The sequence below is a fragment of the Pontibacter akesuensis genome (assembly GCF_001611675.1).
Lineage (GTDB): Bacteria > Bacteroidota > Bacteroidia > Cytophagales > Hymenobacteraceae > Pontibacter > Pontibacter akesuensis.
Genome location: NZ_CP014766.1, coordinates 2642002 through 2664352, shown reverse-complemented (window position 1 = coordinate 2664352; position 22351 = coordinate 2642002). Strand labels below are relative to the sequence as shown.

Annotated in this window: 20 protein-coding genes; 10 read left to right on the top strand and 10 right to left on the bottom strand. The window is 52.8% G+C overall.

The window, feature by feature from the left end; all coding sequences use genetic code 11:
• Window positions 1-2 precede the first annotated feature (2 nt).
• Entirely contained in the window at window positions 3-1079 is a 1077-nt protein-coding gene (locus A0W33_RS11445; protein WP_068838263.1) for a mannose-1-phosphate guanylyltransferase, read from the top strand.
• Between the two features lie 110 nt (window positions 1080-1189).
• On the opposite strand, the gene rlmB is transcribed toward A0W33_RS11445, so the two are convergent.
• The 5 genes from rlmB to A0W33_RS11415 form a co-directional block, all read right to left on the bottom strand.
• Window positions 1190-2035, bottom strand: coding sequence for a 23S rRNA (guanosine(2251)-2'-O)-methyltransferase RlmB (rlmB, locus tag A0W33_RS11440; RefSeq protein WP_068838262.1), 846 nt, complete (start codon window positions 2033-2035; stop codon window positions 1190-1192).
• Window positions 2008-3249 carry a GWxTD domain-containing protein gene (locus A0W33_RS11435; RefSeq protein WP_229802156.1) on the bottom strand — a complete coding sequence of 414 codons (1242 nt, stop codon included), beginning with the start codon at window positions 3247-3249 and terminating at the stop codon, window positions 2008-2010. The genes rlmB and A0W33_RS11435 overlap by 28 nt, the downstream gene beginning before the upstream one ends.
• Before the next feature lie 94 nt (window positions 3250-3343).
• Window positions 3344-6298 carry a glycosyltransferase family 117 protein gene (locus tag A0W33_RS11430; protein WP_068838261.1) on the bottom strand — a complete coding sequence of 985 codons (2955 nt, stop codon included), beginning with the start codon at window positions 6296-6298 and terminating at the stop codon, window positions 3344-3346.
• Between the two features lie 124 nt (window positions 6299-6422).
• Window positions 6423-7016: a T9SS type A sorting domain-containing protein gene (locus tag A0W33_RS11425; RefSeq protein WP_082815205.1), complete on the bottom strand. Its 594-nt coding sequence runs from the start codon at window positions 7014-7016 to the stop codon at window positions 6423-6425.
• 488 nt (window positions 7017-7504) lie between these two features.
• A complete protein-coding gene (locus tag A0W33_RS11415; protein ID WP_068838258.1) occupies window positions 7505-8254 on the bottom strand; it encodes a biotin--[acetyl-CoA-carboxylase] ligase in 750 nt (249 codons plus the stop codon).
• Between the two features lie 51 nt (window positions 8255-8305).
• On the opposite strand from A0W33_RS11415, the gene rsfS reads away from it, so the two are divergent.
• The 5 genes from rsfS (at window position 8306) to A0W33_RS11390 (ending at window position 13106) form a co-directional block, all read left to right on the top strand.
• Window positions 8306-8680 (top strand): ribosome silencing factor, encoded by a 375-nt coding sequence (gene rsfS / locus A0W33_RS11410; protein ID WP_068838257.1) that lies wholly within the window; start codon window positions 8306-8308, stop codon window positions 8678-8680.
• 67 nt (window positions 8681-8747) lie between these two features.
• Window positions 8748-10868, top strand: coding sequence for an ATP-dependent zinc metalloprotease FtsH (ftsH, locus tag A0W33_RS11405; protein ID WP_068838256.1), 2121 nt, complete (start codon window positions 8748-8750; stop codon window positions 10866-10868).
• Between the two features lie 10 nt (window positions 10869-10878).
• The gene (locus A0W33_RS11400; RefSeq protein ID WP_068838255.1) at window positions 10879-11532 is read left to right on the top strand and encodes a LutC/YkgG family protein; all 654 of its coding nucleotides are present in this window, start codon (window positions 10879-10881) and stop codon (window positions 11530-11532) included.
• Window positions 11516-12286 carry a UDP-2,3-diacylglucosamine diphosphatase gene (locus A0W33_RS11395; RefSeq protein ID WP_068838254.1) on the top strand — a complete coding sequence of 257 codons (771 nt, stop codon included), beginning with the start codon at window positions 11516-11518 and terminating at the stop codon, window positions 12284-12286. Before A0W33_RS11400 ends, A0W33_RS11395 begins: the two co-directional genes overlap by 17 nt.
• The gene (locus A0W33_RS11390) at window positions 12276-13106 is read left to right on the top strand and encodes a hypothetical protein (protein WP_068838253.1); all 831 of its coding nucleotides are present in this window, start codon (window positions 12276-12278) and stop codon (window positions 13104-13106) included. Before A0W33_RS11395 ends, A0W33_RS11390 begins: the two co-directional genes overlap by 11 nt.
• Before the next feature lies 1 nt (window position 13107).
• Here the strand turns inward: A0W33_RS11390 and A0W33_RS11385 are convergent, their stop codons facing one another.
• From A0W33_RS11385 to A0W33_RS11375, 3 genes are all read right to left on the bottom strand, one after another.
• Entirely contained in the window at window positions 13108-13437 is a 330-nt protein-coding gene (locus A0W33_RS11385; RefSeq protein ID WP_308428472.1) for a DMT family transporter, read from the bottom strand.
• A gap of 120 nt (window positions 13438-13557) precedes the next feature.
• Window positions 13558-14427, bottom strand: coding sequence for a GNAT family N-acetyltransferase (locus A0W33_RS11380; RefSeq protein WP_068838252.1), 870 nt, complete (start codon window positions 14425-14427; stop codon window positions 13558-13560).
• A 90-nt stretch (window positions 14428-14517) separates the two neighbouring features.
• Window positions 14518-15942: a lipopolysaccharide biosynthesis protein gene (locus A0W33_RS11375; RefSeq protein ID WP_068838251.1), complete on the bottom strand. Its 1425-nt coding sequence runs from the start codon at window positions 15940-15942 to the stop codon at window positions 14518-14520.
• A gap of 376 nt (window positions 15943-16318) precedes the next feature.
• Between A0W33_RS11375 and ricT the strand changes: the two genes are divergently transcribed.
• The 3 genes from ricT to A0W33_RS11360 all read left to right on the top strand — a co-directional run bounded on the left by ricT (window position 16319) and on the right by A0W33_RS11360 (window position 19531).
• Window positions 16319-17773, top strand: coding sequence for a PSP1 domain-containing protein (gene ricT / locus A0W33_RS11370; RefSeq protein ID WP_068838250.1), 1455 nt, complete (start codon window positions 16319-16321; stop codon window positions 17771-17773).
• Window positions 17774-17777: 4 nt separating this feature from the next.
• Complete coding sequence (locus A0W33_RS11365; RefSeq protein ID WP_229802152.1) at window positions 17778-18245, top strand: gliding motility lipoprotein GldH; 468 nt, start codon at window positions 17778-17780, stop codon at window positions 18243-18245.
• A gap of 182 nt (window positions 18246-18427) precedes the next feature.
• Window positions 18428-19531, top strand: coding sequence for an endonuclease/exonuclease/phosphatase family protein (locus tag A0W33_RS11360; RefSeq protein WP_068838248.1), 1104 nt, complete (start codon window positions 18428-18430; stop codon window positions 19529-19531).
• Window positions 19532-19607: 76 nt separating this feature from the next.
• Here the strand turns inward: A0W33_RS11360 and A0W33_RS11355 are convergent, their stop codons facing one another.
• Together A0W33_RS11355 and A0W33_RS11350 are read right to left on the bottom strand one after the other, a co-directional pair.
• Window positions 19608-19799 (bottom strand): cold-shock protein, encoded by a 192-nt coding sequence (locus A0W33_RS11355; RefSeq protein WP_068838247.1) that lies wholly within the window; start codon window positions 19797-19799, stop codon window positions 19608-19610.
• Between the two features lie 537 nt (window positions 19800-20336).
• The gene (locus A0W33_RS11350) at window positions 20337-20654 is read right to left on the bottom strand and encodes a hypothetical protein (protein WP_068838246.1); all 318 of its coding nucleotides are present in this window, start codon (window positions 20652-20654) and stop codon (window positions 20337-20339) included.
• Between A0W33_RS11350 and A0W33_RS11345 the strand changes: the two genes are divergently transcribed.
• A complete protein-coding gene (locus A0W33_RS11345) occupies window positions 20653-22296 on the top strand; it encodes a hypothetical protein (RefSeq protein ID WP_175537485.1) in 1644 nt (547 codons plus the stop codon). The genes A0W33_RS11350 and A0W33_RS11345 overlap by 2 nt on opposite strands.
• The last annotated feature ends 55 nt before the right edge of the window (window positions 22297-22351 follow it).

Here is a 22351-nt window from a genome sequence, read left to right as displayed (position 1 = left end):
ATATGGACAACAACACCTACGTAGTCATTATGGCAGGCGGCATCGGAAGCCGTTTCTGGCCCTACAGCCGTACCAATTACCCTAAACAATTCCATGATGTGCTTGGCATCGGCGAAAGCATGCTGCAGATGACAGCCAACCGCTTTGCCGACATCTGCCCACCCGAAAACGTTTTTGTGGTCACCAACAAGGACTACAAAGCACTGGTGCAGGAACAGCTTCCGCATCTAAGCGACAACCAGATTCTGCTGGAGCCAGTTGGCCGCAACACCGCACCGTGCATCGCCTACGCCTCCTATAAGATCGCGCAGCTAAACCCGAAAGCCAACCTGGTGGTAACCCCATCGGATCACGTGGTGCTGAAGCAGGACGTGTTCACATCGGTGATAAAGGAGGCGGTGGCCGCCGCGGCAAAGGACGAGATCCTCATTACGCTCGGCATTACGCCAAGCCGCCCCGACACGGGCTACGGCTATATCCAGTACATCGACGATGAGGCCACGAAGGTGAAGAAAGTGAAGACCTTTACGGAGAAACCGAACCTGGAACTGGCCAAGATGTTCCTCGACAGCGGTGACTTTGTCTGGAACTCCGGCATCTTTATCTGGAGCGTGCAGAGCATTCTAAAGGCATTCCAGCAGCAGCTTTCCGAGATATCGGAGATTTTTGACGAAGGAGTGGCGCACATGAATGGTCCGCAAGAGCAGAACTTTATCACAAAGGCGTACTCTCAGTGCCGCAATATCTCCATCGACTATGGCATTATGGAGAAGGTGGACAACGTGTACGTGCTGCTAGCTGATATCGGCTGGTCGGACCTGGGCACGTGGAACTCCCTCTACACCATCAACGACAAGGATGTGAACGGCAACGTGGTGGATGGCGAGGTGATGCTGTACGACACCCGCGACTGCATCATCAAAACCCCAAAAAACCGCCTGGTGGTGCTGCAAGGCCTGCAGGATTATATTGTGGCCGAGTACGACAACGTGCTGATGGTTTGCAAGAAAGACGAGGAGCAGAAAGTGAAGGAGTTTATGGCTGATGCCAAATCCAGGAAAGGGCCGGATTACATTTAAACACCGGCGGTTCCAGTTCCTTATAGAAAGACAAAGGACAAAAGAGTAAAGATGTTGATGTCTTTGCTCTTTTGTCCTTTGTCTTTCTAGTCCTTTGTCTATTGAAGAAACTATCTCGGATCCAGACTGCCAAGGCTGGCGTAGCCACCGTCGCGGAGTCGCTGGCGCATTACCTCGTACAGCACGATGCCCGTTGCCACCGACACGTTGAGGGAGCCAATCTGGCCCATCAGCGGAATGCGCAGCTTTACATCGGCACGCTTGAGGTACTCCGGCGAAATACCGTCTTCCTCGCTGCCCATGATGATGGCCGTCGGCCCTACCATATCCACCGCAAAGTCGTTTAGCTGGTGCTCCGTTTTCTCAGTGCAGGCCACTAGCTGGAAACCGTACTCCTTCAGGTAATCCATTGTATCCTTCAGGTTTGGCTCCCGGCAAACGGGCACCAGGTTCAGTGCGCCGGCAGATGTTTTCATGGCATCTGCATTGATCTGCGCGCCCCCTCTACTTGGAATCACAATCGCGTCCACGCCCATGCATTCTGCATTTCGGGCAATGGAGCCAAAGTTGCGCACATCCGTAATGCGATCAAGTATAAGCACCAGCGGGTTTTTGCCCTGCTCAAACAGCGAAGTGATGATTTCGTTGAGTGGCTGGTAAGTAATCGGGGAGATAAAGGCCACGGCGCCCTGGTGGTTCTTGCGCGTGAGCCTGTCCAGCTTTTCGGCCGGCACCATCACCACCGGTACCTCAAAGCGTTTGGCCTCAGCCACAATCTCATCGGTGGTGGGGTTGCGGGAACCCCGCAGCAGGAATATCTTCTCCAGCTCCTTCCCGGCTGAGAACGCCTCAAGGATGGGGCGTGAGCCGAAAATCATCTCGGTTTTATCTTCTTTTGGTGTGCGGGGGCCGCTATAGCGGTTACCTCCTACAAATTTGTCTTTCCTGCTCTCCATTTGGCTACTGAGCTGTACCAACTGTCCTCGTACTCGCGGCGCCGTACCAGCTCATAATAATTTTCGGTAAAGTTATTTTCTTTTTTGGTAAAAACGAACTTGATGTAGGGCGATGTCATGGACTCCCTGTAAATCCAGGTGATGCTGGGGCCCGCCTGGCTGATGGTGGTGGGCCTGCCGTATATCAAATAGATCATGCCCCTGTCAGTGGCCCAACCAGCCTTGTGGGCAGAGAAGAGCTTGTTTGCCATCTCCACCCGGCTATAGTATGTCCGGATTAGTTCGCGGGCCTGGGTGGGGCTTCCCTCTGCCACCTCCAGCCAGAAATTGTCCACGGCGGCTTTCACATCCGTTGCCCCCTGCAGCGCCTCCCGCTCCTGCGAAGTGGTCAGGTAGATCAGCGGCGGCACCAGTTCGTTGGCCATGGTTACCTGCGGGTAGTTACCGGGCATCACCAAAACGCTCTGCGGGTTTCCTGACCCGGTGCCGAACGTATAAAGGCCCTGCTCCGCAAAGGTTAACGTGTCCAAGGCTCCTAGGCTGAACGTGGTGGCCGGCGCTATGGTACGCGCCACTGCGGGCTTGCTTGTGCTCATGGGTGGCGCAGCAGGCATAAAATCCAGCTCAAACCGGCTAACCTGCAGCGAATCGGTTCCCGCTCCATACTTGTGCAGCACCAGTTTGTCTGATGTGGTGAGGTAATCCCTGAACAGCGGCTTTCCAGACTTGGAGTTCACCAGCAGGTAATCCTTCTGCAGCATTTGCCTGTTAAGGGGAAGCTTAAAGGTCATGCCCATGCGCTCCTGGCCCGACAGCACCTGCCACACTTGTATGTGCAGCACATTGGGCTCCTGCACCACGATGCCGGGCAGCGCGAACTGCACGTGCAGTTGCCCCTCCACATCGGTTATTTTCCTGTCGGGCAGGTTCACCGAGTCCTCCAGCAGCAGCGTACTTTTTGCCGCGGCCCCGTTTCGAACGGCGTATTCGTAAGAGGTGGCCGCCCTGAGGATGTCCATCACCTGCTGCACGTCCTCAAACTTCAGCAGCACGTGCAGGCTGTCGTTGCGGGTATAGTAGCTGTGCTCCATGGTAATCTCCGGCACTTCCTGCTTTAACTGCACCGGCTCCAGGGTCGGCATGCGCGAGGATCTGCCCCCGCAACCAGCGATCATGAACAGTATCAGAAGAAACAGCAAATTGGAGTACCTCATTTTACAGTGGCTGTTAGTGTGGTCAAGTACAAAAAGAAAGGCCGGAGCGTGCGTAACGATCCGGCCTTTTGTACTGAATATGAGCTTATTTTGTTTAGCGGCGCATGCGCTGCAGGTACTGCATAAACTGCTGCTGCAACTGCGTGGACCGCTCCGGCATGCCCAGGTCTTCGGCGGCGCCAATCAGTTGCTGCAGAATCACCATGTTCACCTGTATCTCCTGGTCGAACAGGGAGCCTTTGGCAAAGTAATAGTCCAGTGCCTCCACTGAGCCCTGCGCCATGATTTCCATCAGTTGCTTAGCCTTTTCGGTTTCGCCGAGGGCGGCATAAATCGGGATGAACTGCGGCGTGTAATAATCAAAAGGCACCGTTTCGAGTGGCAGCACTTTAAAGCAGTACTCCACCAATTCCCTTGCCCTGGCCTCGTTGCCGTCCTTTAGGTAAGCCGCGGCCAGAATAGCGAACTTATCACGGGCGTTGGCAGAGAAGCGGTAGTAGTTCTCGTCGTAGAAGATGTCCGGGTTATCAAAGTTGCGGAACACAAAGTCCTTCATCATGTTCTCATACATCACCTCCTTGTTCACGATGCCGGGGTCTCCTTCTCCTCCGCCCTTCACAGGCACCACCCGGTAGGCAAGGCCCTCCAGCTGGAAATAGTCAGATAAACCGATAAAGTCCGCACTGTTCACGGTGGTTGAGAAATAGATTGGGCGCTCCCAATTGTTTGTAGCCAGCAGGTCCAGAATCACCAGGTGTTTTTTCTCCAGCAGCGATTTGGTGATCGTCCACTGCATGCGGTCTGCAATCTGGTCCTCGTAATCATCCGCCACAAAGCCCATCTGCTTTATCTTCTCCTTGTCAATGTTCAGGAAGAAGTTGTGCGTCGGCATGGTGAGCAGTGTGGTGCCTGGGCCGTACTGCACCTGCAGCGCCGGATGCCTTTGTTTGATCAGGCCAATGTACTGGTCCAGGTCGATGCCCGCCTTTACCTGCGGTGCCTCTACATACGGCAGGAAGTCGTTGGTGCCTTGGCGGTAGGCCTCGTTGCCCAGTGACAGCGGCCACGGATCGGACAGGTAGGACTGGCGCTTCATCTGCTCGATGTACCAGTCGGTGTTCAGGTAGCTAAGCACGGCCACGCGCACGTCAGTGCGGTATCCTTCCACCTCCTGCGCATACCACAGCGGGAAGGTATCGTTATCGCCGTTTGTAAAGAGGATCGCGTTCGGTGCACAGGAATCCAGCAGATTTTTAGCCGAATCCACAGACTGGTAACGATCCGAGCGGTCGTGGTCATCCCAGCCCTCAGCGGCCATAATGCCTGGCACAGCCAGACAGATCATGGTGGCTACAGCGGCACGGGCCATGGTGCTTTTCAGCACTTTGCCCAGCAGGTCTGCCATTCCCATCACGCCCAGGCCTATCCAGATAGAGAAGGCGTAGAACGAACCGGCAAAGGTATAGTCACGCTCACGCGGCTCCGTAGGCGGCTGGTTCAGGTACAGGGCAATGGCGATGCCCGTAAAGAAAAAGAGCAGACCGATTACGAGGGCGTCGCGCTCGTGCTTGCGCACCTGGTAGATTAACCCAAGTATACCGATAAGCAGCGGCAGCAGGTAAAAACTGTTACGTGCCTTGCTCTCCTCCACCCGCACCGGGGTATCTATACTTTCGCTTCCGAACCAAAGTACGCCCGCGTTCTGCACATCGCTCTCGCGGCCGGCAAAGTTCCACAGGAAATAGCGCCAGTACATGTGGCCCAGCTGGTAATTGAGCAGGAAGCTGATGTTCTGCCCGAAGCTAGGCGCCTGGCCCTCCCGCAGGTCTACCCATTTTTTGTAAGCTTCCACGTGGCCGGGCGCATCGCTGTAAATGCGGGGCAGCAACATCTTGTCGGCGTCATCATACACCGGCTCTATTTTATTTCCTGTGCTGATATAGCGGTCTTCTCCCTTGATGTAGCGCGGCGCTCCCTCTTCCTGCCCTATAGGCGAGGCATATAGGTGCGGCCCGTACAGCAGCGGTCTGTCGCCGTACTGCTCACGCTTCAGGTAAGATACAAACGTAACGATGTCATCCGGGTCATTCTCATCGATGGTAGGGTCGTAAGACGAGCGGATCGGAATCATCATATAAGAGGAGTACCCGATCAGTACAAAGATAAGACTAAGCAGGGCCGTGTTCAGCACACGGTTGTTGTGCCGGATGGAGTAGCGGAGACCGTAAATGATGGCGCCGATGAATAAAATCAGAAACACGATAATGCCTGAGCTGAACGGCAGGCCAAGGGAGTTCACGAAGAACACCTCAAACGCGCCCGCCACAGACGGCAAGCCCGGGATAATGCCCCAAAGGATGGCCACCACGATAACGGCACTGATGGCAAAGGCTGCCAACCCGCCCCACAAGGAAGGCTTGTATAGTCGGAAATAGTAGATGAAGCCCAGAGCCGGAATGGTTACCAGGTTCAGCAAGTGCGCACCGATGGATAAGCCCACCAGGTACGCGATGAGCACAAGCCATTTATCAGAGTGCGCCTCTCCCACTTTGGCCTCCCAGCGAAGTATGGCCCAGAACACGATAGCCGTAAAGAAGGACGACATAGCGTATACCTCTGCCTCCACCGCTGAGAACCAGGCCGAGTCGGAGAAGGTATAGGCCAGCGCCCCCACTACACCGCTGCCCATGATCAGCAGCAAATTGCCTGTGGAAGGCACAGCGCCTTCTTTTACCAGCAGCCTGCTGGCAAGTATGGTGATGGTCCAGAAAAGGAAGAGTACCGTAAAGGAACTGCAAAGCGCCGACAGCAGGTTCACCCACCAGGCCACCTGAGTTACGTCGGAGGCGAACATCGAGAACAGCCGGCCCATGAGCAGGTAAAACGGAGCCCCGGGCGGGTGCGGCACCAGCAGTTTGTAAGAACAGGCGATAAACTCGCCGGCATCCCAGAAACTGGCCGTGGGCTCTAAGGTTAAAATGTACACAGCTGTCGCGATGGCAAACACGCTCCAGCCTACAATGTTATTTACCTTCCGATAATCCGTCATAGCTATAGTTGATTCAGCCCCGAAAATAATAAATATTGTAAAGCGGCTGGCTATTTTTAAAAGTTTATACCAAAAAAGCCGGCCAAACGGCCGGCTTTCTATATTTAACTCATTTTAAGTGCTTTTATTTCTGCAGCACCAGTCTTTTCGTTTCCACTGTTTTGCCGTTCACCAGCAGGCTGTAGAAGTAGATGCCGGATGGCAGGCTTGTCAGGTCCAGGTCAATCTTGGCACGCTCGGCCGGAGCTACCTCCTGCACGGTCAGTACTTTGCCGATGGTGTTGGAGATGCGGATCTTGTAGCTATCGTTGCCCGGCAGGTTAAGCGCCAGACTAGTGTAGCCCCTTGATGGGTTTGGGTATGCGTTGATAGATGGCAAAACCGGCTTCAGGTCGTTGCCCGGTGCAAAGGCAGCGAGTGTAATGTTGGCATACATGGACTTTGTCTGCTTTTGCTCCACCACATGGAACTCCTGGCTCACCGCAGAAGCATACAGCTTCGAGCAGGTATGGTCGTTTTCTTTGCTCACAAACTTTGGCCTGGCGTTGTTTGCCGACAGCGTCAGCTGTGCCACCTTGTCAGGCATCAGTTTCCAGAGGGTGTTACCTCCCCGGTACGTTGGGTTAACCCCCGCGGCACCCTGCACGCCTGCGAAGCTCAGCAAATGTGCGCTTAGCAGGGTGGTAACTAGTATAAATCGTGTAAATAGTCTCATCATCAAGCGCCCTTCCTTTATAGTATTTTCACTATACTTAGCATAGTTGACCAAAGATAGCCTAAAATGCGAAAGATTTAAATTAAACTTTTAAAATATTTGTAAATGAAGCAGATACGTTTGCCTGCATTTCTTTTAAGCCACTACCCAAAAACCGTACCTAATTGCCAGTGCTTGCCCGTGCCTGCAAAGATAATACACAATTTAGCCTGGCGCTACACAAAAAAGGCCCTGACAAGTATAAAAAAACAGATTCTTAAGTTTACAGACCACGTTCACAAAATCAGGCTGAAGGCGATAAAGCTGTGCTTTCAGGCAGACCTTACAAGTATAATTCATCCTGCTCTATGGCTTTTCTAAGGGAGGTATAACCTGACTCTGAAGAGGCTATCTTCTTCCGGAAGGCAGCTTTTGTGCTTGTTCGGTAACGCCACTCACAGGAAGGGTAGCTTATACTTCTATACCGTTCAGAAACTGAACTTCTGGCTATTTTAGATCACGTAGGATATTTCCTGGAAGGCGAAGTAGCGCAGTTCGCCGGCAATCTCCAGGGCCAGTTTTCCGTCTTCTCCCACGCCCACGATCTGCCCCTGCACTTCTCTATTATCTACCCGAAACGTGTGCTGTTCCTGGTAGCGGTACAGGGCCTGCAGGTACTCATACTTCAACCGGGCGGTGTGGCCGCTGCGCAGCTGCAGGTAACGCCGCTCCAGGTGCTCGAGCAGGCGCATCGTCGTTTTCTCCAAGTCCAGCGTATGGCCACATACGTTTGCCATGGATGTAGCCGTTGGATAAGGGAAAGTTCGCTGATTCACGTTTAAACCAATCCCGACGATACTGTGTTGTAAAGATTGGCTGTTTATCGTATTTTCTATCAGAATTCCGCCAAGTTTCTTATCTTCAAAGTATAAGTCGTTGGGCCATTTCACCTGCGCCTGCTGCAGCCCCTGTTCGCGGAGCAGGTCGAGCACGCCCAACGACACCGCCATGTTGAGGTTAAACTGCTGCCTTACGGCTACAAAACTGGGTGACAGAATAACAGACAGGGTAATGTTCTGGCCCGGCTCCGCCTGCCAGCTGTTGCCCCGCTGTCCCCGGCCGCCTGTCTGGTTGTGCGTCAGTATGGTACAGCCTTCTGTGGCTTCATTTTTGATAAGAAGCTGATAGGCCTCTGAGTTGGTAGATTCGCAAACTGGCAGGAAACGCAGTTGCTGCCCCATAAACAGCGTAGAAGGCATCATATAATTAGAGTAGAATTTAGTACTTTTGTAGATCAAATTTAGAGAGCACAAATGAAAGAAACCAAGGGTGAGGCTACTTCCGACATATTGGCAGAGCTGGTAGTGAAAGGTATGCAGGAGAGAAAAGCCTCCGATATTGTTGTAATAAACCTCAAATCACTTAAAAACGCAGTATCCGATTACTTCGTAATAGCATCAGCAAATTCTGATACGCAGTTAGACGCAATCGCTTCTTCTATCGAGGAAGAGGTACACAAGGCCATTGGCCAAAACCCGTGGCAAACTGAAGGCCGCACCAACAACGAGTGGGTGCTGCTGGACTATGTGGACGTGGTAGCCCATGTGTTCCTGAAAGATAAGCGTGCATTCTATTCGCTGGAGGAGCTTTGGGGCGACGCCAAGATAGAGCACATCGCATCTGTCTAACAGCCTAAACCTGTGCTGAACATTTGGCACAGGTTCCTGTTTTCCACACAATTGAACAAAAACATCAATGACAGAAAATAATAATAAAGGCAACAAAAAGAAAAAGCCTATTATCCCCAACACCCCACCGCGCCCTACCATGCAGCTGTGGATGTTGGCCGTACTGATCTTGTTGATTTTCGGCCTTACGTGGCTGAACAACAACAACGCATCGGTAGAGACAAGCCAGCAGGAGTTTGAGCAAATGCTCCTGAGCGGCGACGTGAAGCGCCTTTCCCTGGTTAACAAAAAAACCGTGGAGGTATTCCTGAAGGAGGAGGCGTTGGAGAATGAGAAGTACAAAGAACTAAAGGATCGCGGCACGCTTGGCGGCGCGGAACAGGGCCCGCATTACCACTTCCAGGTAATCACACCGGAGTCTTTCGAGAAAGATCTCGACGAACTGCAGGCAAACGTGCCCCGCGAAGAGCGGGTACCGCTAAGGCCGGAGGATCGCACAGGCTTTATGGATTTCTTTGCCACGTGGGGCTTCCTGATTCTGCTGCTGTTCGGTTTCTGGTTCCTGATGCGCCGGGTTACTTCCGGTGGCACAGGTGGACAGATCTTCAACATCGGCAAGTCTAAAGCCGCTCTTTTTGATGCCGAGAACAAGGTAAAGATCACGTTTAAGGACGTGGCTGGCCTGGAAGAGGCAAAAGAAGAAGTGCAGGAGATTGTGGAGTTCCTGAAAAACCCGAGCAAGTTCACCATACTTGGTGGTAAAATACCGAAAGGCGCTTTGCTGGTAGGCCCTCCGGGAACAGGTAAAACCCTTTTGGCGAAAGCCGTGGCCGGTGAGGCGGACGTACCGTTCTTCTCGCTATCCGGCTCTGACTTTGTGGAAATGTTTGTGGGTGTGGGTGCCGCTCGTGTGCGTGACCTCTTTAAGCAGGCAAAAGCCAAAGCACCTTGTATCATCTTTATTGATGAGATTGACGCCATCGGCCGCCACCGTAGCCGCGGACAGCAGCCAGGTGGTAACGACGAGCGCGAAAATACGCTGAACTCCCTGCTGGTGGAGATGGACGGTTTCGCAACTGACTCAGGCGTTATCATACTTGCAGCAACCAACCGCCCCGACACACTGGACTCTGCCTTGCTGCGCCCAGGACGTTTCGACCGCCAGGTAAGTATAGACAAGCCGGACATTAACGGACGTACCGAGATATTCGATGTGCACCTGAAGCCGCTGACGCTGTCGCAGGACGTGAACTCGAAGAAGCTGGCCGCTCAGACACCTGGCTTTGCCGGTGCCGAAATCGCCAACGTTTGTAACGAGGCTGCACTTATCGCAGCACGCCGTAACAAAAAGTCGGTGGAGCAGCAGGATTTCAACGATGCCATTGACCGTGTAATTGGTGGTCTGGAGAAGAAGAACAAGATTATCTCTCCGGGTGAGAAGAAAATCGTCGCTTACCACGAGGCAGGTCATGCTATTACCGGCTGGTTTATGGAGCACGCCGATCCGTTGGTGAAGGTGAGCATTGTGCCGCGTGGTGTAGCCGCGCTGGGTTATGCGCAGTACCTGCCGAAAGAGCAGTTCCTGTACACCACCGAGCAGCTGATCGACGAGATGTGCATGGCCCTTGGTGGCCGCGCCGCCGAAGAGCTGGTGTTCGGCAAGATATCAACAGGTGCCTTGAGCGACCTGGAGCGTATCACCAAAATGGCTTACAGCATCGTGACCATGTACGGTATGAACAGCAAGATTGGCAACGTATCATTCTATGATTCCAAGCAGTCTGACATGCAGTTCAGCAAGCCGTACTCAGAGGCTACCGCACAGACGATTGATGAGGAAGTACGCCACATCATTAGTGCTGCCTACGAGCGCACCAAGGCCTTGCTGCGCGAGAAGAGCCATGAGCTGGAAGTGGTGGCGCAGGAGCTTCTGGAGAAAGAGATCCTGTTCCAAAACGACCTGGAGCGCCTGGTTGGCCCAAGGCCTTTTGACTCGCTGACCGCTTACCAGGCACATACAGCTGGTACAGACCGTAGCAAGACAAAGAGTGAGGTAGAGCAGCAGCACCCGGTGGAGCTTGGCCAGACCATCCATCCTGAACAAGAGGAAGGAAGCGTTCCCGGCACTCCACTGAATGGCGGCGGCTCACCGGCCGAACAAGACAGTATTAATTCGAGAACAGCTTGATAAAGCAGGCATGTACGAAGCAAAATCAAAAGAAATAGTATTAAGAAGAGTAAGAGAGGCGCTGGCTAAGTCGGCGCCTTTTCTGCCTCCTACCCCAGACTTCACCTCTCCCCTGTACCCTAAAATGGAGATGGAGGACTTGTCACTGGTGTTTGCCGAGATGTTCATCAAGAACGCCGGCGTCTTCCTGTACTGCGAGGATCAGGAAGACTTCTTCGATCAACTGTACGTCTACAAGAAAGAGCAGCACCTGCAGCACCTGTGCGTGTGGGAAAAAAACTTGCAAGGTGCACTGCAGCAGGCCGGCATTGAGATTGTAACAGACGAGGAGAACTTCGTGCAGGGCGTAGATGCCAGCCTAACTACCTGTGAGGCTTTGGTAGCCCGCACCGGAAGTTTGATGGTAAGCTCCGCCAATATGGGAGGCCGCCGCCTAAGCATTTACCCGAGCACGCACATGGTGGTAGCCAATGCCAGCCAACTCGTGCCGGATATCAAAGATGCCCTGCAGCGCGTGCGCAACAAGTATAAAGAGAATTTCCCCTCGATGGTATCGCTGGTCAGTGGCCCAAGCCGCACCGCCGACATTGAGAAAACCCTGGTAATGGGTGCCCATGGCCCCAAACAGCTAGTCCTTTTCCTGATTGATGACCTTCCGCATTAACGAGCTGGAACCCGGCACAAAAGTATACTTCGCCTCCGACTTTCACCTGGGGGCACCAGATTTAGAAAGCAGCCGCCAGCGCGAAAAGAAAATCGTGCGCTGGTTAGGACAGGTGCAGCAGGATGCGGCCGCCATACTACTGGTAGGCGATATCTTCGACTTCTGGTTTGAGTACCGCCACGCTATTCCGAAAGGTTTCATCAGACTGCAAGGCAAACTGGCAGAGCTCACAGACGCTGGTATTCCCATTTACTTTTTTACAGGCAACCACGATATGTGGATGTTCAATTATTTCCCGGAGGAGCTGAACATCCCGATTGTGCGGGAGCCTATCTCTACCCGGATCGGGAACAAAACCTTTTACATCGGCCACGGCGATGGCCTTGGCCCCGGCGACCATACTTACAAGCTGCTGAAAAAGGTGTTTGACAACAAAGTGTGCCAATGGCTGTTTGCCCGCGTGCACCCAAACCTTGGCATCGGTGTGGCCAACAAATGGTCGCAGCGCAGTCGCATCAGCAATGTGAAGAAGGACGAGGAGTTTTTCGGGGAGCGCGAGTGGCTGGTGCAGTATTGCCAGGAAGTAGAGCAAAAGCAGCATCACGATTATTATATCTTCGGGCACCGTCACCTGCCGCTGGAAATGTCAATCGGCGAGCAGGCGCAGTACATTAACCTGGGAGAATGGGTCAATTTTTGCACATATGCCGTGTATGACGGAAACACACTCGAGTTGAAAACCTTTGAAGGCTAAAATACACGTTCTCGTGCTGTGGCTGCTCTTTGTAGCAGGGGCACCAGGCATGGCGCAGGACACGCTCCAGGCACCCGTGTTGCGCTATAGTCATTCCGTTGTTACCAGTTCTGCAACAGCCGTTTCCCAGGACCGCACAGGTAATATTTACCTGCTGGACGAAAGCCAGAACCTGCTGCGCCTCGACCCTTGGGGCACTCCCTTGGATGTATACTCTCCTCCCACACGGGCTCGTTTTTCCAGCATTCATGCTTGGAATCCGATGAAGATCCTGCTTTTTTATGAGGGAAGCCAGCAACTTGTATTGTTGGATCGTTTTCTGCGCCCCATCAGCAGCCTTGATCTCCTGGAAGTGAACCGGCAAGGCACCGCCAAGCTAGCCGCACCCGCTGCCGACCAAGGTTACTGGCTCTTTGATGAATCAAACCTGACTTTAAGCAAGCTGAACCCAAATGTGCGCGAACTGACGGTGGAAACGCCGTTGAACCTGTTGCTGGACCGGGCAAAGTTTGATGTGCGCCAGTTGCGTGAGTACCAGAATATGGTATACCTGCTCGATTTTAACAGCGGTGTTCTGGTGTTTGATAATTTGGGCAACTATAAAACGACACTCCCTTACACTGGTCTGTCCCACATCGGCTTCCGCGACAATGAGCTATACTTTGTGAAGGACAACAAACTGCACTTCCGTAATCTTTACACCCAAGCGGCTCGCACGCTGGAACTCCCGACAGAGAAGAATTACAGTAGTGCGCTTGTAGGAGAAACCCAGTTATACTTGTTTTCACAAAAGGCGCTGGATGTATACGTAGTAGAATAGCTTATTTCACCCCAGAGAAAACCTTCAGGCCGACCACGCCTGTAATAATGAGCAGCAGGCAAACGATGCGGATAACGTCACGGGGTTCATCCAGGAACACCATTCCAAGTACGGCCGTACCCGCGGCTCCAATCCCTGTCCAGATACCGTAGGCGGTACCCAAGGGCAAGGTCTTCATGGCCTGCGAGAGTAGCACGAAACTTAAAATCATTACGACAACCGTCACAATGCTTACGCCAACCTTTGTAAAACCCTCGCTGTACTTAAGCCCAAACGCCCAGCCAATCTCACAAATACCAGCCAGCAGCAAGTATACCCATGCTATATTCATCTTGTAGTTCAGTTATGTTGAGATACAAAGGTACGGATATGGGCTGGTACGCTTAAAGTATTACAGCTTTAACTCTTCCAAAGAAAGGGAAAGAGCAGTACCTGATTCTGATTGCCTTCCCTAAACAATAGCCATCAACATTTCATACTGGCGAAGTATCACCTTAAAATGCCGACGCTCCAGAAACGTGATGAATTCTTTGGCAGTATGGTCGATGTTGATGAAAAGCAGGGCGGATGCTTCTGTCCGCTGCACCGCCTCCCGCAGCAGCGCTGACCCCACCCCTATGTCGCGCCAGCGCGCATCCACCGCCAGTTGTGCAACCGTTCCGAGTTTTGGGAAGAAAGAAATGACCCCCACTACCTCCTCAAAAGAATTAACGGCCTCCAGCGTCACACACTCGCTACCGCTCCGCTTGATAGCTGCACTGTTATTTTGCCACGTAGGCGCAACATCCTTAAATGTATCATAAACCTTCCAATCAGGCCGTGAGGCCAAGGAAAGAGTAATGTCATCAGGCATGTCTGTGGAAAAAAGAATTTCCTGCTTGGGAGAGCGGAAGCAGTCGAGGGAGCGGGTAATACGCATCCCTGTGCGCTCATAGGATTTAAGTGCTGGTTTGTTGTCTTGTATCACCTCCAGCAGGCACTGCTCCACTCCGCTCTCGCGCAGTTTTGGCAGCAGGAAAGCATACAGTTGCTCCGTAAGCCGGTGCCCGCGGTACATGGGCTTCACGCCTGTACCGGCATTGTAAGCAGTTGGCTTGCCTTCCCATTCCCCTAGTCCCGTAAGTATAAACCCTGCCATTTCATCCCCTACATAGGCGGCTACACAGAACTCCGGTGCTATTCCCTCCCGCTTCAACTTGGTTTGGAACTGTGTTTCACTTAGTTGTATCGGCACAACGTAATCAGCGAAAGCATCCAGAAACGTTTGCCGCAGCAGCGACATTTCATGGGCTGTTAAGAAGGTGAAACGGAAGTTAGGCATGGGTTGCATTGTGCTAGATGAGGTAGTATTTACGCCAAAACATGCTATAAGAGCTTACAGCTGCAGTACCTTTCAGACTGATTAGCCGGACTAAACTACCGACTTAGTGGTTTTGATATTTAGAACAACCCACAGAGTCACCAGTGTTAACAGAGAGCCTGTAATCATAACTTTTACTAGAACAGCGACGTCGGACAAATAATAAGAAAGAAGCAACAAGCCAGTAGTAGCCATAAGCCACAGCAGAGGGTAGTGCGGTATCCGGGGCAACTGCTTGTACTCCTTCAGCATAAAACCACTGTATCCCATATACATCAGTGCGGCAAACGTAGTAAAAGCAGCTGCCTCTATCCCATAGTAAGGAATCAATAATAGGTTTAGAAGCACGTTTCCCAGCCCCGCCACTAGCGATATTTTCCAAAGCACCTTTGTTTTCTCTTCATACGCCAATCTATTCACCACAGCCCAATACATAGGCCTGTAGTTGTACCCCATCAAGATAACTATAGCCAAGGGGTAAGCCTGCTGCAAAACATTATTTTTTATAAGCAGTTGAAACACTTCTTTTAGCCAAATTGAAACGGCAAAGGTGGTCATCAGGAAAAAAGCCTGCATTGTGAGCGTCATTTTACGTGCAGACAGTAGGGCAGCTTTATCTTTAGACTTTGCATAGTATTGATAGTAAAAAGGGCTGGCAGCCTGCTCCAATGCACCAGATGCAGCTGAGAAATATAACCCAAAGCTCGAGGCAAGGTTATAAGAGCCAATGCGTGTAATAGGTATTTTTAACGCATCCATCACCAACTTGTCGGATGCATCTAACAGAAAAGTTGAAAAATTGTGCGGCACCATGGGCAGACCAATTCGGAGAGAATGGCGTATTCGGTGCATCTTAAAGCGAAATATCGGCCAAATCTTCTCATCAAAGTATACTTTTTTGAAGTAAAGCAAGAAGAGTATGACTTCGCTACAGAAGCTGGCGTAAAACCATCCCATGTAACCCAAACGCATTTCTGCAATAAAATAAATATTCAGCGCCACCATCATCAACCCGGCTACAAACGAGCGCCACGCAATGGACATAGGCTGCTGCCGGAGCAGAAAAGTAGTGCCGCCGTAGCCTGAAGTGGGAGCCAGAAAAGCAACCGGAATTACCTGAAGTAACACGAGCACTAATTCATTTCCGCTTGCTTCATCTGGCACAACGGCATATAACACTGCAAACATAAGAAGACCATACATAACCGACCACAGCAGCATAAAACCGTGTATTTGTCGCCAGATCCACTTATAGCGCAGTGGGTACTTTACAAAACTGTTCATTTCAACAGTACCAAGCCCCAGTGAATGCACTAGCGTTAGCGCAGCCAAGTAAGCAGACATAACCCCCGCCACACCATAATCGGTGGGGGTTAAGTAGGGGGTAATAACAGGAAGTGCGAGCACGCCAGCCACACGGGGCAATTGTGCAGCCAGGCCATAGATAGCGGCATGAGAGAGTAACTTCCGAAGCATTCCCTAAAATTATACTTTAATTCTGTGCCAGCCCCACCCGCTCCTCATTTTTCGTATAGGGCCATTGCGTGCTTTTGCGGGTACAGGTAGCACTAATCCGTGTGTTCTTGTGTTTGCGAGAGGAGCAGTTTTACAGGCGGCCAAAGCAAAAGCCTAAAAAATTGTTATATTTGTTAATTAACTATTTTAGAAAACAAGAATAGCCTAGCTATATAAGGAGATATAAAAAGTGGGATGTAGTTCATGTTCTAGTGGCGGCTGCGGCACCAAGACAACCAGTGCCGAAGGCACAGAGGTAGTTGGTGGCTGCAAAAGCAACGGCGGCTGCAGCACGGGAGGCTGTAACCGTTTAAACGTATTCGACTGGCTTAGCGACATGGAAATACCAACGTCGTTTGAGGAGTTCGATATTATAGAGGTAAGATTCAAAGGAGGTCGCAAAGACTTTTTTCGCAATATAAACAGGCTGGACCTGACCACCGGCGACGCCGTGGTCGTGGATGTGCCCAATGGTCACCACATTGGCTTTGTGTCGCTGAAAGGTGAGCTTGTTCGGCTGCAGATGCTCAAGAAGAAGGTAGACAACAACGAGGAAATTCGCAGCATCTACCGCATCGCCAACGAGCGCGACATGGAGAAGTTCAACGAAGTGCGCGACCTGGAGGGAAGTACCATGTACCGCAGCCGGGAAATCATACAGCAGCTTCGTCTGAAAATGAAGCTGTCGGATGTGGAGTACCAGGCAGACCGCGCCAAGGCCACTTTCTTCTACTCGGCCGACGACAGGGTGGATTTCCGCGACCTGATCAAGAAGCTGGCTGAGGAGTTTAAAATACGCATTGAAATGCGCCAGATCAGCCTGCGCCACGAAGCCGGCCGCCTGGGCGGTATCGGTTCCTGCGGCCGCGAGCTTTGCTGCTCTACCTGGCTCACCGATTTCAAGAGCGTGTCCACCACGGCTGCGCGTTACCAGAACCTGTCGCTCAACCCGAGCAAGTTGTCCGGACAGTGTGGCCGCCTCAAGTGCTGCCTCAACTATGAACTGGAGACCTACATGGATGCCCTGAAGGACATCCCAACGGTTAACAGGCCACTGCAGACGCAGCAGGGTGATGCCATGCTGCAGAAAACGGATATCTTCAAGCGCATGATGTGGTTCGGCTACAGAGGCGACAACAATTGGTATGCCGTGCCGGTGGAACGTGTGCAGGAGATCCAGGAGCTGAATGCCAAGGGCATTGCGGTGGAGACCCTGATGCCGGTAGTGGAGGAAGAGGTAAAGCAGAATGAGTTTGTGGCACAGGTGGAGGGTAGCCTCGAGCGCCTCGATGACAAGTATAAAAGCAGCAAGAAAAAGAAAAAGAAGAAGCGCCCATCCGGTTCAGGCGAGGGACAGCAGGAAAGAAGAGCAGAGGCTCCTGCCGCAGTAGCGGGAGAACGGGCACCAGGCTCTTCCTCGCCATCTGATGACCAGCAAACACAGGACAGGCCACGTAGGCAGCGCCCGCCACGCAACAAAAACAAAAGCAGGGAGGGCCAACCACAGCAGGAAAACAGGGAGCCACGTGAAAACCGGGTTCCTCGTGAGAACAGGGAACCGCGTGAAAGCAGAGAGCCGAGGGAGAGCCGCGAACCCCGTGCAAGCAAGGAGCCAGGAGAGCGTCGTGAGAAACGTGAGCCACGCCCACCGCGGGCAGAGGCACCAGGAGGCGTAAGTGCGCCTGATGGCGCGCAGCAGGGTGGTGGCGGACAAAACCAGAAGCGCCGCCGGAAACCTTTTAAAGGCAAAAAGCCCGATCAGGGCACTAAACCACCGCGCACCGATGCCTAGAAGTATGATAATGTGCGTAGCGGCCCTGTTGCTGCTGCTGATCGGCTGTGATCCGGCACGGGTGTATGAACAGAATGTCGATTTGCCGGATGGAAACTGGCAAATCGACAATGCCCCCGTTTTTGACTTCGAAATAAAGGATACTACGCAGCGATATGACGTTTCTTTCAACGTGCGCTATAACCTGCAGTATGATTATTACAACCTGTACCTGCGCCACCAGTTAGTGGGGCCTGACAGTACACAACTCTCTGCGAGCCTGCACGAGGTGCTCCTGATGGATTCCAAAACGGGAAAGCCACTGGGTGATGGCTCCAGCGATATTTACGACCTGCAGGTGGTGGCGCTGGACGATGTAAAATTCGAGAAGGCAGGCACCTACCGCATCAAACTGACGCAGTACATGCGCCGCGATCCGCTGCCGCACGTGCTTTCGGTTGGCGTACGCGTTGCCGAAGCGCAGCAGCAGTAGCCTGGAAACCACCTATAATGCAAGTCGCCCCGGTTGCCCATGCCCTGCAGCCGGGGCGACTGCTTTTGGGGCATAATAGATGCACCGGCTTGTGTAGGAAATCCGTACAATAGGAGCAGAAACAAATACCAGCTCATAAGAGTATGGTTTACATGCACTAACCGCTCAAGCACCTGTCTGAAATGAAATCTGCGCTCCTTATACTTGGCTGTCTCTTCACCCTTTTCTCTTTTCTGCCACTCATCCGCACGCCCCTTTGGTGGATCCGGGTGCTGGATTTTCCGCGCCTGCACGTGGCCGTTATCCTGGCTGTCATTTTGGTGCTCTATACCACAATGTATGGAGTGGAGGGTACCTGGGAGACCTTGATGGTGGCAGCCTGGGTGCTCGGTATCCTGAACGAGATACGCTACGTCTATAATTTCACGCCACTGGCCAAAGTGGAGGCGCTCCGGACGGAGGTGGCCAAACCCACCAATGCTTTTACTATGATGATGGCCAACGTGCGGATGGTGAACAAGGACTATCAAAAGTTTCTGGATGTGGTGCTGGAGGAAGACCCGGACATGCTGGTGATGAACGAACCGGATCAGGCCTGGCACGACAGCGTGTGCCAGGAGATGGACAAGCGCTACCCCTACTCTATCAAAAAGCCTCTGGATAATACCTACGGCATGCTGTTCTGGAGCAAGTTTAAGCTGCACAACAGCGAGATCAGGTTTAATGTTGAGGACGATATCCCTTCTTTTTACACCGTGGTGGAGCTGCCAAGCGGTAAAAAATTCGACCTGTTTACGGTGCACCCGCAGCCACCGCGCCTGATGCTCAACACCGAAACGCGCGAGGCAGAGTTATTGATCGTTGCCAAAGAATCGAAGAAAACGCCCTACCCTTCTGTGGTGGCCGGCGACTTGAACGATGTGGCCTGGTCTAACACCACCAAGCTGTTTAAGGAGGTGAGCGGCATGCTTGACCCGCGTGTGGGCAGAGGCTTTTACAACACCTATAACGCACATATCCCTGTGTTCCGCTACCCGCTCGACCATGTGTTCTACGACCCGGCATTCCGGCTGGTGAGTTTGCGCCGCCTTCGCAAGTTTGGGTCCGATCACTTCCCCATGACGATCACCCTGAACTATGAGCCGCAACACGAGGCGGAGCAGGAGCACCCGCATGCCGACCTGGAAGACAAAATGGAGGCAGAGGAGCTGATACAGGAAGGGCTGGAGAAAGGCGAAGAGCGGAACCGGGAAAAGCAGGAAGAGCGCATAGAGCCGAAAAACTAACAAAAGAAAAACCCGCCCAGGAGCTGAGCGGGTAGAAGAATGCTTGAGAAGTGACCGTAGGCCAGCTTAACCTAACTTAGATTTTCTCTACGTTAATAGCGTTCAATCCTTTTTTGCCATCCTTCTCTTCGTAAGAAACGCGGTCGTTCTCGCGTACTTCGTCGGTCAGGCCTGATTGGTGCACAAAGATTTCCTGTTTTGTGTCATCTGCCACGATAAAACCGAACCCTTTGGATACGTTGAAGAATTTTACTGTACCTGTTTTCATTCTACTGAATATAATTAATAATGAGGCAAATGTAAGTATAAGTTCTGAATAAGCACTACCGCCCAAAGCAAAATAACAACTGTTACAACACCAAGCACTTACACAAGTATAAGCTTGCCAGTTACCTGTGCTCAGGGAGTATGTACGTCCTCATCTAAGCACCTTTTCCAGCTCCTGTTCTTCCTATTGGAGCAAGCCAATTCTCCTACCGCTAACAGTAAGTTGCAGGCGAACATAGAAATAACCATGTGCCCTCTGGTTCGTATAGCTAAATCATTCAGTTACACTTAAAAAGCAGTAGATCGCACCTAAACTTTAGGTGCGGTTGCAACCAAAACGGGAGCGGGTTTATTTGCTAATGCCGCCCCTTTAGGTGTAGTTGTAGCAGGCTAATACATTAACATCTTCACAAACTTAATAAACCAGAACTATGAAAGACAACGAAAAAAATCAGAACTCGAGCGACAGCTCAAACGCAAATAGCAGCTCGTCGAGCTCCAATCCGACATCCTCATCAAACGATACAAGTAACAGCTCTTACGGTGGGTCTTCCTCCGGCAACTCTTCTTCAGGAGGGTCTTCATTAGGGGGATCGTCCTCTTCAGGAAGCGGATCATCCTCACCAAGCGGAAGCTCCAGCAGCAAAACCTCTGGGTCTACCTCTAAATCTTCCGGCACGAAAGCAAAAAGCTCCTCTTCCGGCTCCACAACTTCTTCCTCTTCCTCTAAGAAGGACTCGAAGAAATCAGACAGCCCAAGCGCAAAGTCCGGCAGCAGCAAATCAGGCAGCAGCAGTAGCAACAGCTCTTCCAACTCGGGAGGCTCCAACACTGATTCTGATCGCAGCAGCAACATGTCGGATTACGGCAACTATGGCTCTATGTCCAGCAGCGGCTCATCACAGAGCTCGCAAGGCAACAACCAGCAGAGCGGCGGCTACGGCGACAGCAACCGTAACAGCGGCATGAGCGGTGGCTACGGCTACGGATCAGGCAGCAACCAGGGCGGCCAGGGCAATCAAGGCGGCTCCGGTAACCAGAGCGGTTACGGCAGCCAGGGCGGCTACGGTTATGGCTCACAGAACAGCAACTATGGGGGCCAGAGTGGCTACGGTTATCAAAGCGACTATGGCTCGCAGGGCAACTATGGTGGCCAGAGCGGTTATGGCGGCTCGTCTAACCAGGGCGGTGGCAACTACGGCGGCCAGAGCAACTATGGTGGCTCCGGCGGATCATCGCAGGGCGGTTATGGAGGCAGCAGCAGCAGCGGCCAAGGCGGTTACAGCGGCTCGCAGGGTGGCTACAACTATGGCAGCCAGGGTGGTTTTGAAGGAAACCGTGTGAGAAACCAGGACCAGGACTTTGGTGCCAGCCGTGGCGGCATGCAGGGTGGCTACGAAGATAGAGAAGGCGACAGACAAGGTGGCATGATTTCCGGTGGCGCATCCGGTGCCTTTGGCACACAGGGTAACTCCTCGCAGGGAAGCTATGGCAGCTACGATAGCGGACGCAGTGGACACTTTAGCAACCAGGGCGGCGGCTACACCAGCCAAAACCAGGGGTCGCACCGTTACGGTTCGTCTCAAGGCGGCTACGGCGGCGGCAGCTCGTCTGACCAGGACGACTATGGCAGAATGAACGGCCAGGGCGGCATGGGCAGCTACGGCGGCAACTATGGCTCTGCCTCGCAGAACTATGGCAACCAGGGCAGCTATGGCTCATCTTCCGGACAGGGAGGCTACAGCAGCGGCCAGCAAGGCGGCGGTTACGGCATGACAGGATCAGGCCCGGGCAGATCGAACGACCAGGGTGGCTATGGCGATAGAGACCGTTACGGTTCTATGGGCTATGGCTCCAGCAGAGGCATGAGCGAGTATGACCAGAACAACCGTGGCTCACAGCGCGGATGGGATTCTCAAAGCTCCATGCAAGGTGGTTACGACAGCCAGGGCGGCTACGGCTCAAGAGGCGGCTCGTACGACGATGAATATCGTTCAGCCAGATATGGCTCACAGGGCAGCGACTATGGCCAGGGCTACAGTGGTGGCTCCAGCTATGGTTCTTCCGGCAGATCATCAGGCGGAAGCCAGCAGAGCGGCGGCTACGGCGACAGCAACCGTAACAGCGGCATGAGCGGTGGCTACGGCTACGGATCAGGCAGCAACCAGGGTGGCTCAGGAAGCCGCGGCGGATATGGTGGCAGCAGCCAGGGCGGTTATGGCTCAGGCGGCTCCAGCCAGGGTAACTTCTCCGGCCGTTATGGCCAGAGCGGCTACAGCGAAGGAGGCTATAACCAAGGCGGCCAGGGCGGCGACAACAGTCGTTACGGCTCCATGGACAGCAGAACTTCGTACTATGGCGACAACCAGGGATCTAACTCCCGTGAGAACTACCGTGGCTATGGAGACCAGAGCGGAAGCTCTAATTCAGGCAGTAACAGAGGCGACAGCGACCGCTTTAACACGCGCCGCAGCGACCGTTACCGCGACCTTGATTAAATAGAACCAAGTATAGCATCAAATAGAAAGCCCCTCCTGTTTTGCAGGAGGGGCT